The sequence below is a fragment of the Chryseobacterium luteum genome, assembly GCF_000737785.1.
Taxonomy (GTDB): Bacteria; Bacteroidota; Bacteroidia; order Flavobacteriales; family Weeksellaceae; genus Chryseobacterium; species Chryseobacterium luteum.
The window spans coordinates 253,680-268,570 of the sequence record NZ_JPRO01000004.1 but is presented as its reverse complement, the minus strand read 5'-3'; the positions used below and the strand labels follow the sequence as shown (position 1 = coordinate 268,570).

The window sequence follows — 14,891 nt, the reverse complement described above, 5'->3', positions numbered from 1 at the left end:
TGTATAAAATTTCAGTTCACTTGAAAACTAAAAAGCAAGATTATTCACATCTTTCACCAAGCCAGCCTATCGGTATATTCGATAGCGGGGTGGGAGGGCTTACCGTAGCCAAAGAGATCAAAAGACTTCTTCCCCACGAGGACCTGATCTATTTCGGAGATACCAAACACCTTCCGTACGGTGAAAAGTCGAAGGATGCGATTATAGAATATTCTACCAAGATCACCAATTTTCTGCTTCAGCAGAACTGTAAAGCTATTGTTATTGCCTGTAATACGGCTACGGCAAATGCTTTAAACGAAGTTATGCAGTCTGTGAACGGGAAAGTTCCTGTCATAGACGTTATTAATCCCGTTGCTGAAAAAGTAGCGTATGAAATCCACAATAATGTCGGAGTTATTGCTACGAAAGCAACGGTTAATTCCGGGCTGTATAAGAAAAGCATCAGGAAGCAGAATAAATGGATCAAGGTTGATGAGCTGGCTACTCCGTTGCTGGTTCCTGCTATTGAAGAAGGATTCAAGAACCATCCGATCACGCATGCCATCATTTATAATTATTTAAGCAATAATAAGCTGAAGAATATTGAAACCCTTATTCTGGGCTGTACGCATTATCCTTTGCTGATCGACGAGATCAAGCAGTATTACGGAAACAGGGTTCGTGTAATAGATTCCCCCAATATTGTGGCTAATCACCTGAAGATTATCTTGGATAAGTACCATCTTCTGAATGACCATAATCCAAAGCCGAACTATCATTTCTACCTTTCGGATCTGACGAAAAACTTCGAGAAGATCTCTAAGAAATTCTTTGGAAAGACAATAGATCTGGAATTGAAAGTATTATAATACAAAAAGCTGTTTCCCCTGAAACAGCTTTTTTAATAAAATTCCTTGAATATTAAAGCTCTGAAATAACCATTTCACTCTTTTAGTCCTCTTTTGGGAGTTGTTTTCGGATGGTTACTTTCGTTTTCATCTTCTTTTTCCGATGGCTACTACAAAAAGTATTTCATAAGGATCATTTACCAACTGGAGAACTGCGCCGCCGGATTTTTCCGTAAAAAAAATCAGGAGTTAAATGTCCTGATTATCTTCTTTATTCGCTTCGAAAAAACTGAAACTTACATTTCCGTATTTCCGGGTATCTGTTAAGTTGGGATGCTCCAGTTTCATTCTGCTCTGATGTTCTACGATCAGAACACCATTCTGCTTAACAAATTTATTGTTGAGAACTAAAGATAATAGCTCATAATACTTTTTCTCTTCCATTTCAAAAGGAGCATCAGAAAATACGATTTCGAAACTTTTCTTATTTCTGAACTTTTTAAGCCAGTCAAAAACATCACCTCTCTGAACATTGACCTGAAGTGACATATCAAGCTCTGAAGCGGTAGAATTGATAAAACTCGTATGTTTTGGATTCAGCTCTACCGAAGTGATATCCTGGCATCCTCTGGAAGCAAATTCGAAAGTGATAGAACCAATGCCTGCAAAAAGATCAAGCACTGAAATCGACTGCATATCATATTTGTTTTCCAGGATGCTGAAAAGCGCTTCCTTGGCAAAATCCGTCGTCGGTCTTACATCAAAATTTTTAGGAGCGGCTATTTTTTTGGCTTTCCACTTTCCTGAGATTATTCTGAACATAGTTGTTTAGGGTTTAGGTCGCAGATTACAGACGGCAGGTAATCTCATTTGGGAACTGTTCCCTATTACCTGCAGCCTGCAACCTAATTAAGTATAAAATTCTTATTCGGAACATTGTCAAAAACAATTCTCATATTTTTAACGAATTTCTGAAGTTCGGAAATGAAGGTTTCGTTTTCCGTAGTTTCACCGTAAGCGTAAAAGTTGGTTTCATTGATCCCAAAGCCAATTTTACTTAGTGTAAACATCACGAAATACAGAAAATCTACTTCAGAATTCACATCCAGGTTATTGTATAAGATAACCTTCTTGTTATCGATGGCAAAAAACTCACATTGGTTGTGATACAGATTAATGTGAATCTCCTTATTATTCTTATTGTTGATTGAATTCAAAAACTTTTCTCCTGAAAAATTGAAATGAACCGGAACTGCCAGCTCTTTTATTTTCCTGTAAAAGTTTTTGGGGAATGTATAATAAAATTGTACCCCGAATTTTTTATTGACAGAAAGCATTAGTTCTTCCTTTTCCCTGTTCGCCGGAGCATTGAACGCAATGAGCTCAAATCCTGCCTCATGCTCTGAAAATCCTTCAGGCATCAGAGTGAAATGATTCAGCGCAGAGATCACATGGATCTCGTCAAACCTCTGCTTAAGGAGAACTTCATCCAGTTTTTCTTCAATAAGATTCTCCGGAGTTTCTTCAGTAACGAAATAAGACTTTTCTTCCAGAATGCTTTTATTTTTTGCAATCTGGTAGATTAATCCGTCTTTGGTAAAAAGTAAATTAAGTACGTTCATATTTCAATTGCTGCAAATTTAGTGAAATTCTATCATAACGGCACCCGATTGATGATGAAGTATTTCCTTATTATAAAAATCGATATCTGCCTGGCTTTCCAAAACATCCGTTACCATTTTCTGCAGCGTTCCGTCCCCGATCCCGTGAACGATCTCCAGCCTCTTCAGATGGTGCTTTCTGCAGAAATCAAGAACTTCCGTCAACTTTGCTTTTTGGATAAAGAGCCGCTCAAAACTGTCATAATCACTGGGATTTTTAACCAGATTGTCAAAGTGAAGATCCAGGACCATATGATTTTTCTGATGCCGTTTGGAAACCACTTTCTTCGGCTCCGGTTTTCTGACTATCCGGATATTTTCATAGAGGTCTGCATTTTTCGGAACCAGTTTCTCCTTCGGATATTGGTAGGTAAATCCATATTCATCTTTAAAAACAGCAATATTGCCGTTCACGGAAGTAATTATCCCGCTTAAATCCTCATCTACTACAGAAACTTTGTCTCCGATTTTCATGTACTGTGCTCCTTCTTTTATTGTTGTTAAAAATTAATTTTTTGGTCCCAGTTCAATGATCTCCAGATCTTTGATCTCATCACCTTCCACTACGAAGCGCATCATCGTTCGCGTTTTATGCCATCCCTGTTTTCCACAGGCTCCGGGATTCAGGTGAAGGAGGTTATTTTTTTGGTCAAACATAGCTTTTAAAATGTGTGAATGCCCTGAAATAAACAACTTTGGAGCTTTTGCGGAAATTTCCCTGTTCGTTAGAGGGGTGTATTTTCCGGGGTATCCTCCGATATGGATCATCAAAACTTCAAGATCTTCACAGAAAAAACGGTTAACTTCAGGAAATTCGGCACGGATCTTTGCATTGTCGATGTTTCCGTAAACGCCCTTCAAAGGTTTTATTTTTTCCAGTTCTTCAATAACTTCCATGCTTCCGAAATCTCCGCAATGCCAGATTTCATCGGCCTGACGGGCATATTCTAAAATCCTGTCGTCTATATAGGAATGGGAATCGGAAAGGAGAAGAATTTTTGTCATTATCTCAAAGTTCTGTCAGTAATGTTTTCGTCGTATTTTTCTTTAAAGATCTCCAGACGGTCAGGGTTTAGTTCACCATCACTGTTAATCACTTTTTCTTTAAGAAGCCATTTGATAAGCTTTTCAATCCCTTTTTTGGAATTCATAAAATTTAAAATCTTCGTGAAGTCGCTGGATTCTACTTTCGTTTTTTGGGTCAGAAAATTCAAAACGTAATAATCGTCATTCGAATATTTTGGGGTTCCACTGTCCATCATTTTATACATCAGAATTTCCTCATCATCTTTAAGAGTGAAAAAGGAATACTCTATCATATTAATTTTTTCTGCTCTCAGGATCTGTTTTCCATCAAGAAGAACTTTATCATCTTTGATTGTTACCTCCTGAGAAAAGTAAAAATTGACACTTGTGATCAGGAAGAAGAACGGTAATAATTTTTTTGCAGTCATTTTGATAATTTAAATGCAAATATAAAGAAGCTTTTGTAAAAAATATTTTTATTTCCCATCATAATTCTTACCTAACATATTCCTGCCTTAAACTTCTAAACTTTGTTGATGGGTAAAATCATCTTCTAATTATTTATTACATTTGAAAAAATTAAAAAAATGAAGCAGAAATTTTCTCTTTTACTTTTTCTTGTAGCGATAGGGCTTTTCAATGGTCAGGTTGAAGAAAAAAAGTTGGATGAGCTGATCCTGAGTACTTTAAAAACCTTCGACGTTCCGGGAATGTCAGTAGGAATCATAAAAGACGGAAAAGTGATCTATTCCAAAGGGTTCGGACAACGTTCCTTAACCACCAGGCAGCCGATGGATGATAATACATTGGTAGGAATTGCATCTAATTCAAAAGGGTTTACCTGCACCGCACTGGCTATTTTAGCAGACGAAGGAAAACTGAACTGGGATGATAAAGTTTCAAAATACATCCCGGAATTTCAAATGTATGATCCCTATGTTTCCCAAAACGTAACGATTAAAGATCTTGTAACGCACAGAGCTGGATTAGGTTTAGGACAAGGTGATTTGATGTTTTTTCCTGAAGGCGGAAATTTAACGGTGAATGATATCGTTCACAATGTAAGATATTTAAAGCCTGAAAATCCTTTCAGAACTAAATTGGATTATAACAATATCATGTTCATCGTTGCCGGAGAAGTGATTCACAGGATATCTGGTCTTAGCTGGGCAGAATTTATAGAGCAGAGAATTATGAAGCCTGTGGGAATGACTTCCAGCTTTGGAAGCTACAACAGAGCTAAAGCCGTATCCAATAAAATCGATGCCCACGCTCCTGTAGACGGGAAAGCCATTGCTGTTCCACATGACTGGAACGAAACGGGAAATGCAGCAGGAGGAATTATGAGTAATATTAAGGATATGACTACATGGGCTGACTTTCTTTTAAATAACTTCACAACGAAAGACGGCAAAAAACTGGTTTCAGATAAAAATGTACAGCAGCTGTGGAGCTTACAGATCCCGGATAGAGTTGCCTTAAAAAATCCTTATGATACCAGCTTTTACGGATATGGATTAGGATGGTTCTTAAGCGATGTTAAAGGACACAAGCAGATTCAGCATACAGGAGGATTAATTGGAACGGTTACCCAATTTACACTGATCCCGGATCTGAAACTGGGGATTGTAGTATTAACCAACCAGCAGTCCGGAGCAGCTTTTAATACGGTTACCAATACGGTAAAAGATTCTTACCTGGGAGTGGCAGATAGAAACTGGCTGAAAACTTATGGTGAAAGAATGACAAAAGTAAATGCTGAGTATGAGAAGCAGAAAAAAGAAGCTTTCGCCAAATCAGAAGCCTTTAAAAAAGAAAAAAATCTTCAGCCGAAAGCCGGACAGTTCGTTGGAAAGTATAATGACCAATGGTTTGGAGATGTAGAAATTTCCCAACAGGGAAGTACGTACAGGATCTCCTGCCAGAACTCTCCAAGACTGAAAGGCGAACTGCTTCCCTATTCCAATAATTCTTTTATTATAAAATGGGACGACCGAAGTTATGATGCCGATGCTTACATTATCTTCAATTACGATGAAAGTGGGAAAGCCGAATCTGCAAAACTAAAACCTATTTCGGATGTTACAGATTTCAGCTTTGATTTTGATGATCTGGACCTGAAAAGAAAGTAAATATTGATGAGATAAAATTGCTGAAAGATAAAATTATGAATTAAAAATATCAGTAGGAGCGGGCTTTAGCCCGCTTTTTTATGAATAATACATTTGGCTTTAGCCAAAACTTAAAACCAATTTTATTTATCGCAAAGGGAAGCAAAAGACATTTCATCCAGCAAAATCTCATTTACTGAAATACAAAAATATTGCTTTGTATTGCTTGTCCTGATTCAGGTTAATTAGATTACTTGAATAGATTAAAATCCTTTTCCGCAAGTAAATATTCAGAATTCAAATGCTGCTTCTCAAAGAAATCTTTCAGATCCAAAAGTCGTTTCTTATGATCATAATGGAGGCTTGAATTTAATTTCTGCTGGCAAAGTGAACATGCTCTTGCAAAATGATAATCGGTTTCGGAAAGGCTGTTGGTTCCGTTCATTACACAATTTGCATTCAGACAATGACTGATCCCGAACATATGCCCGATCTCATGAGAACTTATTTTGATCAGTCTTTCAAGACTTTCGTTAAAATTAGCATCAGACACATGACCGCCGGAGAACCGGTATATGGAAGTTACGCCTACACCTTCTTCATAAGATGCCTGTCCAAAAACATAATTCCATTCAGGTTTTGGGAAAAGATCTTTTTCGGTAATTCCCATTACCACTACGGCATCTTTAGGCTTTCGTTTGATCAGGACGTTGTCCAGCACATAGCCTGCCAGAATCTGTTCCTGGCCTTCTCTGAAAATTCTTCTCGCTGTTTTTGGAACAATATTATCGGGTAAAACAGGAAGAACCTTCGTTTCCAGCTGAAAATACTTATTTAAATATTCTTGCGTAAGTTCTATTTCTTTTTTCTGGAGTTCATCAAATTCTCCGATAGGCTGAAGATAAATTATATTTCTCCCCGGCTCCGGTTTTATTTTCTTCAGCCTTTGAAAATCCCCGAAAGTCTGGAATTCTTCATCCCGGGAATATCTCCAGTCACCAGGTTTTGCTTTGGAAAGCCTGGCATCGTTTACATTGATAGTTTCAATATACGTATTCTCCTTTTTTTGACATGAAAAAAAGAACAGAATAAGAAACAGGTAAAAACAGATAAAGTTATATTTTCCCGGGTTCATAAAAGAACAGGAGTTTCTTCCTGGCACCGTCAAATTCAGACCAAGAGTTACAGTCTATTTCAAAACCGGCAACTCCGCAGGTGGGGAAATGAAAAATATCTTCGGAGATGGAGTTGGCAAAGTTTGAAATCCCGTTATTATGGGAAAAAAAAGCCACAGAGTTTACACTGTCATTCAAATCGTAAATAACAGATTCAAAATTTCTTTCAGAAGGGTTATAAAGTTGGTCTTCCGTAGTGAAATTAAGCTGATAAGTCTGGTTGAAAATTTTACACGTATTCAGGGCACGCACTGCTGGACTTGAAACAAAGTGGTCGATAGAAATATTATTGCTTTTCATGAACCTGGACATGTTCATCGCATCTTTTAATCCCTTGTCTGCCAAAGGTCTGTCGAAGTCCTCCGTTTCTTCCGGCCAGTCGCTTTTCGCATGTCTTACGAGGATGAGTTTCTTCATATTTTCGTTTTTTGGAAGATTAAAATTATAAAAAAAATAGCGGAATAAAACATGATTTTTATAAAAAAGCTGCGTTATGAATAAAATCATTAAATTTTACTAAATTTGCACACTTATGGGACAGATCCTTGCAATAGACTATGGAAAGGCACGCTGCGGTATCGCTGCAACAGATGATATGCAGATTATTGCAAGCAGCCTGGATACCGTTGAAACACGGTTTTTGATGGGATTCCTGAAAAAATATGTCACCGAAAATAAAGTGGAGGGTGTAGTAGTAGGCCTTCCTACAGATTTGAAAGGAAATGTTTCCGAAGTGGAGACGGATATTTTAAAATTCATTGAAGAATTTCAGAAAGAATTTTCCGGTATCACTGTTCACCGTTTAGACGAAAGATTTACCTCTAAAATGGCTTCTTTTTTTATCTCCCAAAGTGGAAAAAGTAAAAAAAAGAGACAGGAAAAAGGATTAATAGATAAAGTAAGTGCAACGATTATATTGCAGAATTTTTTAGAACAAAGAATAAGATGATTTTACCGATAAGAGCTTTTGGGGATCCTGTTTTAAGAAAAGTAGGGAAAGATATAGACAAAGATTATCCCGGTTTACAGGAACTTATAGATAACATGTTCGAAACGATGTACAGTGCAAACGGCATAGGACTTGCAGCACCGCAGATCGGACTAGACCTGCGCCTGTTCGTGATCGATGTGACTCCACTTGCAGATGACGAAGATTATGAAGATATCAAAGACGAACTGGCCGAATTTAAGAGAGTTTTCATCAATGCCACGATTCTTGAAGAATCCGGAGAAGAATGGAAATTCAACGAAGGATGCCTTTCTATTCCCGATGTAAGAGAAGATGTGAAAAGAAAAGACACTATCGTTATCGAATATTATGACGAAAATTTTGTGAAACATACAGAAACTTTTTCCGATATTAGAGCCCGCGTAATTCAGCATGAATATGATCATATTGAAGGCGTGCTGTTTACCGACCATCTGAGCACTTTGAAGAAAAAACTCGTAAAAGGCAAGCTTACAAAAATCTCACAGGGTGAGGTAAGCATCAGTTATAAAATGAGATTTCCAAAGTAATTTAAACAAAGGATTAAAAAAATAAATAATAAAAGCAAAAAGCCCCAAGCTGATTGCAGAATTTACAAAAAATAAAATTATGCTGTTAGAAAAAATAATTTCAATTTCTGGAAAGCCAGGACTTTTCAAATTAGTTTCTCAATTAAGAAACGGTTTTATCATTGAAGATGTTACAACCAAGAAAAAAGTAAGCATTGGAAACTCAAGTCAGGTGAGTTTGCTGGACAATATTGCCATGTTTACATTTGATAAAGAAGTTCCTTTGTTCGAGGTTTTTGAAAATATTGCTAAGAATTACGAGTATAAGGAAGCCCTTTCCCACAAATCTTCTGATGATGTCCTGAAAGACTTCATGACGGCTTCTCTTCCTGATTACGATACAGAAAGAGTATATGCTTCAGATATCAAGAAACTGGCTCAGTGGTACAATATTCTTCACAAAGCAGGATATATTACTCCTGAAAGCTTTGTAAAAGCAGAACCTGAAACATTAGACGGTGTACAGGAAGAAGTAAGCATTGAGAAAGATGCTCCCAAGAAAGCAGCTCCAAAAGCAGAAAAACCTTCAGCTCCGAAAGTAAAAGCTACTTCTGCAGCGAAAGCAGCTCCGAAAAGTACCCATACTAAGAAAGGATAATTCATTCCGAATTGTAAAATATAAATCCCTGTCAGGAACTTCTGACAGGGATTTTTTATAACCGATTTAAAATGACCGGGAAATTGTAGTATTAAAAAATAAATTCTGTGAACGTTAAGAAAGTTCTGCTGTTTGAAGCGCGGGACAAATATTAAAATGATCCATTAATTAAAGATTTACCCTAAATTTGTATCACTTTGAATCCTCAACTTATGAATACCAGACAAGAAAAACTTGAAGCCTTCGGAAGATTATTAGACATCATGGATGATCTGCGTGAAAAATGCCCGTGGGATCAGAAGCAGACCCTACAGTCACTTCGTCATTTGACTCTGGAAGAGACCTATGAACTTTCAGATGCCATCCTGCAGGAAGATTTACAGGAAATCAAAAAAGAGCTGGGCGATGTTCTGCTTCATTTGGTTTTTTATGCTAAAATTGGCTCTGAAAAAGAAAGCTTCGATATGGCAGATGTCATCAATTCTTTAAACGAGAAACTCATTTTCCGCCATCCCCATATTTACGGTGATACAGAAGTGAAAGATGAAGAAGAAGTAAAACAGAACTGGGAAAAGCTGAAACTGAAAGAAGGAAATAAATCTATTTTGGGCGGTGTTCCGAAAAGCCTTCCAAGTTTGGTAAAAGCCTATAGAATTCAGGATAAAGTAAAAGGTATCGGGTTTGAATTTCATGATGCGGAAGATGCCTGGAAAAAAGTGGATGAGGAAATTCAGGAATTTCATGCGGAAACTGATCCGGGTAAAAAAGAGCTGGAATTAGGTGATGTATTTTTCTCACTCATCAACTATGCAAGAATCTCAGGGCTGAATCCTGATTCTGCACTGGAAAGAACCAATTTAAAATTTATCTCAAGATTCCGGAAAATGGAAGTACTGGCAGAAGAATCGGGTGTGAAGCTCGCTGACTTGTCATTGGAAGAAATGGATGTGTTGTGGGAGAAAGCGAAACAGATGTCATAAAATAAAGGTCCGGCATACCAATATTCCGGGAATTCTTATTGGAATAGGTTTTGCATGGCTCATCCTGCTGTTTGATCCTGCAAAACAGAATTGATTCTTATTATTACAGGCGTCATCATCAGTAGATTATTAATACCTTAGAGAAAAATATACGGTCCCCGTATTTTCAGTTTAAAAAATAAAAAAATAGCTATGTTGCGTATTCTTATCCTATCCGCCTTCTTATTATGGAGCTGTAATCCAAAAGCCCAGGATTCTCCTAAAACCGACGAACTGAAGGTTGAATTTTCCCTTCCGAAAAAGCTGAAAGAAGTTTCCGGGATTGCATTGTCTCAGGATAAAAACACCATCTGGGCTATAGAAGACCAGGGAAATAAAAATGTAGTTTACGGTTTGGATAAGCAGGGCAAGCTGGTGGCAGATGTTGTGGTAGAAAATGCTGAAAACAACGATTGGGAAGATATTACCAAAGATGCTCAGGGAAATATTTACCTTGGCGATTTTGGAAATAATGACAATAACAGACAGAATCTGGCTATTTTAAAGCTGGATCTGAAGGATGCCTCCCAAAAAACAACAAAGGCTGTTCAAACCACGAAATTTCATTACGAAGGGCAAACCGAATTTCCACCAAAGAAATCAAACTGGCTGTATGACTGCGAAGCTTTCGTAGAGATGAACGGAAATTTCTATCTTTTCACCAAAAACAGGAGCAAAGGTTTTAACGGAACTTTCCTTGTATTCCAGGTTCCTGACAAAGAAGGCGATTTTGAAGCCAAATTAATAGGAAAACTTAAGCTTGATGGGAAGTACAGTGATGCTGCCATTACCTCGGCGGCCGTGAACAGCACCAATGATAAGATTGTTTTGCTTACCCATAAAAATATTCATGTACTTTCCGGATTCTCATCAGATAACTTTAATACAGTTAAAATTGAAAAAGTATCATTAAATCACAATTCTCAGAAAGAAGCGGTTGTTTTCCTGGATGATAAAACCCTTCTGATTGCTGACGAAAAAGATAAGGACACCGGTGGAAATGTATATAGGTTTGAATTGAGTCACCAAGCTAAATAATTATAATGGCAAAAGGCTTAAAAATCTATTTTTGACAACATTACCTAAAAAAATAAAGAGGGACCATTTTTTTGTCCCTCTTTTATATTTAATAAAATCCTTCTTTTTGTATAGTTAGAACTTAAAGTATGGAAGTTTAAAAAGTCATTCCCACCCCGGCAGAAATCCTTCCTCCGTCGGAACCGTAGAAATAATTCAGCCTTGCGGAAACCATTTCTACAACGCTCATCCAGAATCCTGCTCCTACAGACTGATGCCACTTCCTGGAATCCTCATTGTCATTCCATACCCGTCCCAGGTCGTACCCAATCAGGACACCCATATTGGCGGGAATGATATTGTTTCTTACCCTTCCGAAATCCCACCGGATCTCAGAATTATTGGTAAAATAAGACCTTCCTGAAAATCGGTCATTCCGGAAAGCCCTCATCCCATTATTGCCGCCTATGCTTGCCGCCTGGTAGAATTCAAAATTATTATTGCTGATCCACATGGCATTGCTGGAATTCGCAAAAACAAAATTTCCTCTTTTGTCAAGCCTGTGGTCTATGGTCAGAGTTCCGTTTAAAGTGAAGAAATTTTTGTCAGTATTCGATAAATTGGTTTTCCAGTCTGCGTTCATTAATAATTCAAGGCCTAAGGTAGGGAAGGCATTATTATCTAAATTTTTGAAACTGAATGTATAGTTGGCACCTGCAAACTGCTGGCTTTTGAAGACTTCAGGTCTCACATCGGGTGACTGGTCTACAAAACGGTCGCCGTTTCTCTGCACCTTATTATCCTCAAAGGTCAGCTGGAACTGATGCCGAAGGTTCATCCAGCTTTTTTTAGAGATAGACGGGGCGAAATTGAATTTAGAAATTCTGGCCCTGTTGTATTCCCTTTCCGTATTTTCTTTATCATATATACTTTCATTAGACAGCCCGAAGAAGTTTTCTGCAAATCGGGGAGTCGTATAAGCCGCATCAAGATTGAAATCCCATCCAGATATGGCTTTTTTGAAAATTCCTTTATAGGCAGCGTTAAATCCTCCGGTCGCAGTATAGAAATTAACCTTAAGGCTGTGCTTCTGAGTATAAGGGTCGCGGATGAAATTATTAACCGTGTAATTTGCCAGAACCCCTAGGATCACACCATCATCAGGATTGTAATCTACATTCGGGTAGCCGGCAAAGAAATTATATTTCGGATGCTTATAATTGTAGGTGTTGATATCGTAATCATCAGAAATGTTTTTCGTTCCGGAGCCATTGTACGTATTTTTCTGACTTTTAAAATCATAAATCTTCACACTTTTCCCATCAGCAATAGTATAGACATCGTGATTGTAACCGCCGATCAGCCTGATGTTCGTCTTAGGTCTTCCATCCCCTGATACTTCATAAATATCATCATCTTCAAGGCCGTAGATCCAGAGCTCTTTCGTTTTGGAATCTTCATAAGTTTTCTCGAAAACCAGTTCAGGATTCTCTTTGTTTTTATCTAATTTATACTGTTTTACATTAACGGAATTTGCTGTTTTTGTAATCACGAACTTATCAGGATTCACAGTTCCGGCAAGAGGAACCTTTTCCTGCAGTACGTCATAATATTTCGCAGCATAGTCCTGGAGTTTTGTTTTTCTGATTTTTAACTTACGTTGAATATCAGCAATGGTCCCATCTTTTACTTCTTTAGGAAGATTGCTGAAAGCATCATCAATATCAGCATCCGTAAGGTGTTCCTGGATATACTTTGCCTGTGCAGTCCATTCCTCCTGGGAAGCACCTTTTAAAAAGATGAGGTCCAGCGGATACGGCTCCATATTCAGCCACTTCACATTTTTGATATCTTCCTTAAAAGTCTTCATATGGCGGATAGCCGGAACATTCATAATAAGCTTGAAAGCGGCGCCGTCATACCGGCTGAAGGCCTGGTCCCTGTCTTTCGGGATCGGTTTGTAAACCACTTGGTCTCCATCCTGGTACTCAGCCCATTTCCATTGGTCAGAATGCCTGTCCCAATCGCCGATCAGCATATCAAAAATTCTTGCTCTTATATACGATTCGCGGTCTACCGAATATTTATAATTTTTAGTGAAATTTTTCAGGACATCATCCGTAGAAACAATGTCTTTGGCATTGTCAAGTGAAGCCAGAGTTTTAGGATCAGAAGAAAAACGTTCCTCGATCATGTACATTTCATCGCCGTAATTTTTATTATACTCCCCTAAAGCATACTGTTTGGGAATATAATACAGTTTCGGATTGCTGTGGAAAATCCCAAGCTTATCAGCCATATTTCCCACTGAAAAAGGTGTAAACGGATGATTGGTGGTATAAAAATCGAGCAGGAATTTTTCAGGAAACGTGTTATTCAGCTCATTCCCGAAAGTGCTTTTTTTGAAAGCCATATTATTCAGGAAACGGACTGCGCTCTTTTTTACGCCACGCATTACAAACTCCTGTCCGTCTGCCGCTTTCAGCCTCAAACTGTTCGACTGGTTGCCTCCGCCTTCTCTGAAAGGGGTAAAGCCGCCATTCAGTGAAGCAAGATCTGCCGTAGGAGCCTCAATTGGAATTCCGTAATATTTTCTGTAATGCTCGCCCCATAGCCACCTGTAAACGCCCCCTTTTTGGATAAGCTTCACCGGATAGATAGTTGAAGTGGCAGTGGCCGGAAAATTTTTAGGATAATTATTCACAAAGACATCCGGTTTTGAGATCACAGAAATATGGGTAAGCTTTTTCAGGTTGTTGTCTTTTGTAGAGAAATACTCAACATCTGTACTCTGGTCTTTTCTGATATTCAGCACGGCAAATCCGCTGCCTCCATAAGAGAAATCGGTCTTTTCAGCAATAGTGGCGGGATCTGTTTTAGAACCTGCACCGCTGATGATTTGCCTGATATTTCTTTCTTCATGATACTGCAGGTTATGATCATGCCCGGAAACAAAAATGATATTTTCCTTATCCTGAACGATGCTTTTTAACCTGTTGGCCAGATCCGCATAATGTTGGTTATTAATGTCTTCCAGACTTGCCCCTGAAGAACTTCTCAATATATTGATCACACTTGATACAACCGGAACAGGAATCTTGCTTTTCAGCGGATAAAGATTGGCTTTTGCAGAATTGAACCCTGCATGTGTTCCACTGCTGATCACGGGATGGTGCAGGGCAACGATAATCCTTTTATCCTGGTTTTTGGTAATAAGATCTTTAAATTCCGTGAAGAAATCCTCACGCGTTTTGATCGTACAGTTTTTATTGACACCAGGATACTTATCCCAGTTCACCAATGCCCATTCGGTATCTATGACGATAAGCTTGATGTCTTTGGATAAACTGATATCATCAATTCCACAGGAATTTTTTGGAAGAAAAGCTTTTTTGTCGTTGAAATAGGTTTTTACAAGATCTTCCTGTGCTTTTAATCCGTCCAGGCCGCTGTTCCAGTCATGATTTCCGGGGATAACGAGTGTTTTTCCTTTGAAATTTTTGGTAATGGCAAGCTGGTTTTCCAACTTCTGCTTCGCCAGTGCATAATCTTTGTCTGTTTCTTTCGGCAGTCCGTTGGGATAAATATTATCACCCAAGAAGAGCAGCATAGAGTTGCTGTCTGCCGAATCCAGTTTGTTTTTGAGTAAATTTAAGGTATTCTTTGCCTGAGGCTCATCTGCATTTCCGGCATCTCCGATCAGGAAAATTTTAAAATCGTTTTCAGATTTCACGTCAGAATTTTTCACTTCAAATAAGTTTTTACCCTTTTTCACGTTATATGTTGCGCACGAGTACAGAACTCCGGCAGACAATACTGCTCGAAAGGCAATAGAAGTTTTTTTTAAATGAGTTTTAAAGGATAAATTCATAAATTTACATTAACAAAAATTCAGGG

General features: G+C 38.1%; 15 protein-coding genes. 7 read left to right on the top strand and 8 right to left on the bottom strand.

Annotation, left to right across the window (positions count from 1 at the left end; all coding sequences use genetic code 11):
* The first annotated feature begins 20 nt into the window (after positions 1-20).
* Positions 21-851, top strand: coding sequence for a glutamate racemase (gene murI / locus IX38_RS08045; RefSeq protein ID WP_034703615.1), 831 nt, complete (start codon positions 21-23; stop codon positions 849-851).
* A gap of 228 nt (positions 852-1,079) precedes the next feature.
* On the opposite strand, the gene IX38_RS08040 is transcribed toward murI, so the two are convergent.
* The 5 genes from IX38_RS08040 to IX38_RS08020 all read right to left on the bottom strand — a co-directional run bounded on the left by IX38_RS08040 (position 1,080) and on the right by IX38_RS08020 (position 3,945).
* Positions 1,080-1,652 (bottom strand): RsmD family RNA methyltransferase, encoded by a 573-nt coding sequence (locus tag IX38_RS08040; protein ID WP_034703613.1) that lies wholly within the window; start codon positions 1,650-1,652, stop codon positions 1,080-1,082.
* A gap of 83 nt (positions 1,653-1,735) precedes the next feature.
* On the bottom strand, positions 1,736-2,452 hold the full coding sequence (locus IX38_RS08035) for a DUF3822 family protein (RefSeq protein WP_034703612.1): 717 nt from the start codon (positions 2,450-2,452) through the stop codon (positions 1,736-1,738).
* Between the two features lie 18 nt (positions 2,453-2,470).
* Positions 2,471-2,965: a Smr/MutS family protein gene (locus tag IX38_RS08030; RefSeq protein ID WP_034703610.1), complete on the bottom strand. Its 495-nt coding sequence runs from the start codon at positions 2,963-2,965 to the stop codon at positions 2,471-2,473.
* A gap of 33 nt (positions 2,966-2,998) precedes the next feature.
* Entirely contained in the window at positions 2,999-3,496 is a 498-nt protein-coding gene (locus IX38_RS08025) for a metallophosphoesterase family protein (RefSeq protein WP_034703608.1), read from the bottom strand.
* Positions 3,496-3,945 (bottom strand): hypothetical protein, encoded by a 450-nt coding sequence (locus IX38_RS08020; RefSeq protein ID WP_034703606.1) that lies wholly within the window; start codon positions 3,943-3,945, stop codon positions 3,496-3,498. Before IX38_RS08020 ends, IX38_RS08025 begins: the two co-directional genes overlap by 1 nt.
* Positions 3,946-4,104: 159 nt before the next feature.
* On the opposite strand from IX38_RS08020, the gene IX38_RS08015 reads away from it, so the two are divergent.
* On the top strand, positions 4,105-5,649 hold the full coding sequence (locus IX38_RS08015) for a serine hydrolase (RefSeq protein WP_034703604.1): 1,545 nt from the start codon (positions 4,105-4,107) through the stop codon (positions 5,647-5,649).
* A gap of 229 nt (positions 5,650-5,878) precedes the next feature.
* Here the strand turns inward: IX38_RS08015 and IX38_RS08010 are convergent, their stop codons facing one another.
* Entirely contained in the window at positions 5,879-6,763 is an 885-nt protein-coding gene (locus IX38_RS08010; RefSeq protein ID WP_034703602.1) for an archaemetzincin, read from the bottom strand.
* A complete protein-coding gene (locus tag IX38_RS08005; RefSeq protein WP_034703711.1) occupies positions 6,744-7,220 on the bottom strand; it encodes a SixA phosphatase family protein in 477 nt (158 codons plus the stop codon). The genes IX38_RS08010 and IX38_RS08005 overlap by 20 nt, the downstream gene beginning before the upstream one ends.
* A 115-nt stretch (positions 7,221-7,335) precedes the next feature.
* Between IX38_RS08005 and ruvX the strand changes: the two genes are divergently transcribed.
* The 5 genes from ruvX to IX38_RS07980 all read left to right on the top strand — a co-directional run bounded on the left by ruvX (position 7,336) and on the right by IX38_RS07980 (position 11,015).
* Positions 7,336-7,752: a Holliday junction resolvase RuvX gene (gene ruvX / locus IX38_RS08000; RefSeq protein ID WP_034703601.1), complete on the top strand. Its 417-nt coding sequence runs from the start codon at positions 7,336-7,338 to the stop codon at positions 7,750-7,752.
* Positions 7,749-8,321 carry a peptide deformylase gene (def, locus tag IX38_RS07995; protein WP_034703600.1) on the top strand — a complete coding sequence of 191 codons (573 nt, stop codon included), beginning with the start codon at positions 7,749-7,751 and terminating at the stop codon, positions 8,319-8,321. The genes ruvX and def overlap by 4 nt, the downstream gene beginning before the upstream one ends.
* Positions 8,322-8,400: 79 nt before the next feature.
* Positions 8,401-8,958, top strand: coding sequence for a DUF5606 family protein (locus IX38_RS07990; protein ID WP_034703598.1), 558 nt, complete (start codon positions 8,401-8,403; stop codon positions 8,956-8,958).
* Between the two features lie 212 nt (positions 8,959-9,170).
* Positions 9,171-9,938, top strand: coding sequence for a nucleoside triphosphate pyrophosphohydrolase (mazG, locus tag IX38_RS07985; protein ID WP_034703595.1), 768 nt, complete (start codon positions 9,171-9,173; stop codon positions 9,936-9,938).
* A gap of 192 nt (positions 9,939-10,130) precedes the next feature.
* A complete protein-coding gene (locus IX38_RS07980) occupies positions 10,131-11,015 on the top strand; it encodes an NHL repeat-containing protein (RefSeq protein WP_034703593.1) in 885 nt (294 codons plus the stop codon).
* Positions 11,016-11,151: 136 nt separating this feature from the next.
* On the opposite strand, the gene IX38_RS07975 is transcribed toward IX38_RS07980, so the two are convergent.
* Positions 11,152-14,865, bottom strand: a complete 3,714-nt coding sequence (locus IX38_RS07975; RefSeq protein WP_034703591.1) for a metallophosphoesterase — start codon at positions 14,863-14,865, stop codon at positions 11,152-11,154.
* Between the last annotated feature and the right edge of the window lie 26 nt (positions 14,866-14,891).